The 3,516-nt window shown below is 32.5% G+C and carries 3 protein-coding genes; all 3 read right to left on the bottom strand.

Going from position 1 to position 3,516, the window contains the following annotated elements:
• On the bottom strand, positions 1-1,834 hold a 1,834-nt coding region (locus tag ACW6OJ_RS07650; RefSeq protein ID WP_456096224.1), incomplete at its 3' end, for a S8 family peptidase.
• A complete protein-coding gene (locus ACW6OJ_RS07655; RefSeq protein WP_456096225.1) occupies positions 1,827-2,894 on the bottom strand; it encodes an AAA family ATPase in 1,068 nt (355 codons plus the stop codon). The genes ACW6OJ_RS07655 and ACW6OJ_RS07650, both read right to left, overlap by 8 nt.
• A gap of 187 nt (positions 2,895-3,081) precedes the next feature.
• On the bottom strand, positions 3,082-3,516 hold a 435-nt coding region (locus tag ACW6OJ_RS07660), incomplete at its 5' end, for a group II intron maturase-specific domain-containing protein (protein ID WP_456096226.1).

Consider the following 3,516-nt stretch of genomic DNA (forward strand, 5'->3'; position numbering starts at 1 on the left):
CATCCCCTATTCGCCCAAAATGCAAATTCAATTCTGTATTTGTATAGTCAACACCCTGCAATCTATCACACAATGGAAAATAACACATAGTAGCCTTTGCAATATATGGATACTTGTTATCCTTTAGAGGCACCGGAAAATCGTAGCTATAAGTATTCCATTTTTCACTAACGTCTGATACCACAAATTTTATTTCATCATCTTTTGTTTGAATAATATCGTTTATATGAATTGGTACAACTCCGTGCCCATATAAAGCAACTTCTTCAGGAGTCGGTTTTTCATCCCAACCTCTTGCAGCATCAATAATCATGGCTTTTGCAACTTCTCTATTAAGCCCCAACACATCAATTAAATAAGATAATTTCCTCGCAATCCAAGGTGCAGCATAAGAAGTACCGGCAACACTCGCAGCCCCTAAAGGTTCACAAACCCTAATGTACTCTTCTTCACTACCACCATAATAGCTCACATCAGGCTTTGCAAAGAAAGATAATACTAATCCTTTGCGAGCATATTTAGTAGACAGACCATTCTTACTAACTGAATTTACAACTATGCTATTAACAGAATCTGCCGGAGATCCTATTTTTACTATATCTGTACTTGGTTTATTTGTTCCTGCCACAACAAATAATACATTGTTATCGAACTGAATTTTATCTAATGTTGCGGCTTCAGCAGAAATAAAGTTGTCATTAATTTCCTGATTACTACCAAGTGAAATATTCCAAACTTTTATATCTGAATTATTTACTACAATACTCTTTATTTTCTTTATTATTGAAAATGAAGAAAATTCAGCACCTACCGCTACTCCAAAATGCCTAACTTTAAACCTTCCGCAACCATCATCCAACCAAGGATTTAATCTTGCTCCATCAACAATAATGGAAGATACTGCTGTCCCATGACTATAATCTTTTGGATTTTTTGGTATATCTTCTGAGACCATATCATGATATTCAACCCAATCGCTAAAATAAACATTTTCATCGAATAAGGTATCTATCACCCCAATTGTAGGTTCAATAGTTGGGGATGGTATAGTTACCATTTTTGTTTGATACTCATCGATAAAATAATCAGGTGATAAACTTGACAAATCAACGGTTGCCATTGAAACAAGATAAGGTGCTTTTTCGAAAAGTAGTTCTACCTGCTTTTCATCTAAGTAAACAGTTTGATTATCTAAAATCCTACTACTTAAAATATCTATCCCTAATCTTTCAAATAATAATTTTGCATCTTTTCTTACATCATACAAAGTTATAATGCTCTGTTTTACATCTATCGTAGGCAACTCTACCTCAAAAGAATCAATATATGATACATCTGCAATCACCTGTTTAAATGTAGACATACTTACAGAAAAATCTTTAAAAATTATTGGATTAACAATATTTTTATCTTTAAATATATCCTTGTTGATCTTACCCTCAAATTTTTGAGTCAATATATTTGAAGTATCTGTGATCAACTCTATGCTTTTAGTCAAATCATACTCATCAAGAAAATATGTGATGATGTGTTTACTCTTATCTCTATTAAATTTTGCTCCAACAATTGCTTCATTAGAATCCGCCCCTTTAAAAAGTCCAGCAATTCGGTTACTTTTCGCAACAATCTTATTGTAATAAACACTAACCAAAATACCTTCAAACGGCTTTGTTTCTTTATCCCAGAATTCTTTAATCTGGATTAGCTGAGATCTTAATCTTAATAAATGATCTGTATTGACTTCCATTTTCCCATTCATAGATATACCTCCACGCATACCATTTTTACTGGCTTGCACAAAGCGTTTACCTCTTAATTCCAAGACATTATTCACTGCCTAATTCCTCCTTCTTTAATTTTCTTGATACAGCACTTTTAGACTCCCCTTTTAATTTTTCTATTTCTCTTACAGTAAATCCTTCTTCATGAAGTTGTTTTATATCCTTTTGATCCAAACTCCCTATCAAACTATTGTATAATCTTTTCAGATAATCATACTCAGAACCAACATCGCTAAATGCAAGTGATGTTTTTATAATGTTTTTTAATTCTCCAGGATAAGGTATTTTCTTTGCTGTCTTCAATATTTTTTTAAATAATCTTGTATCCTTGGATATTCCTTTAAAATTCTTGATAAATGAAGAAAAACAATATTCGGCAACTTCTATTAAATCCTCATCGCTATACCTATTGAAATTAATAACAGCATCAAATCTCCTAATTAATGCTTTATCAAAATTTAAATATAGATTAGTTGTTGCAATAAGTACAATCTCTTTATTAAGGTCTGTCAATCTATCCAATTCTCTTAAAATTGTAGATGTTACTCTTCCCATCTCTCTAATATCATTAGAATTAATTCTATCCAGAGCAATAACATCAATTTCATCAAATAAAACCACAACCTTATTTGCATTTGGAAGCATATTTATTTCTCTAAATACTTTTATTATGTTTTTATTAGTCTGTCCCAACTTGCTATCTATCAAGTTTTCAAAATCCACCCTATAAAGAGATCTATCCAATAATCTTGCAACATTTTTGGCCGCTTCTGTTTTTCCACTTCCCGGTAATCCTTCAAATAAAAATTTATTAATACCAACATTATGGTTTACAGCGTTAATAATACCTTTTATGTCTTCTGTTATTTCAAGTGGTAAATTTAAAGCCTCTAAATTTCTTATTTCTACTTGTTTTAAAAACTCACTTTCAAAATCACTACTTTGTGGTGAATATAAATTTGATTCAGATATTAACCCCATAATATATTCAGATAACTGATAATCTCCTATGCTATCAAAATATCTTGCTATTGATATCGCCTCATTTCTAAAGGAATTTTCATTCCTTTCCACATGGTATTTTATTAAATTCAAAACATTTTGTTTTTTCATATTGTCATACCTCCTCTTTATTATTATATCACAAATCGGGACACCTTTCTATACTTTTGGGACAAATATCAGAAATTTTAATTTTCTGTACCTAAGGTTATATTAGCAATCATTCATGAATAATCGAGTAGGGAGGACTTTCTCCTCCCTCTCACACCACGGAGCGTGCCGTTCGGCACTCCGCGGTTCAATTCAAATAGTAATCTAAACAACTAATGAGTCCTCGCTTTGCGAGGATTTCTTTTGTTATCTTGCGAAGCCCCGCTGTTTTTGCTACCGCCTGATAATGGTCTGTAAATCCTACGGATTGTCTCGCCATCCATTCTGGTACACCTAGCTTCCTTAGTCCCCACATCCTTTTCTTGTTAGTTTTCCATTGTTTCCATATAACTATCCTCATACGATTACGAAGATGTTTGTCTATTTTAGTCATATTTTGTTTCATCTTACCTATTCTAAAATAGTTTATCCATCCTCTTATCACCTGATTTAGTCTCAGTATCCTGTAGTCCATAGACACTGACCACGAACGATATGTTAGTTTCTTGAGCTTTCTCTTGAATCTGTTTATTGAGTCCTTATGTGGTCTGGCTTCCCATTTTCCATTCATTTTCACAAAGCC

It is taken from the genome of Peptostreptococcus sp. (genome assembly GCF_977045075.1).

Excerpts from the sequence above, each read along its gene's own strand:
- ACW6OJ_RS07655 (WP_456096225.1), bottom strand. The coding sequence starts at position 2,894 with ATGAAAAAACAAAATGTTTTGAATTTAATAAAATACCATGTGGAAAGG.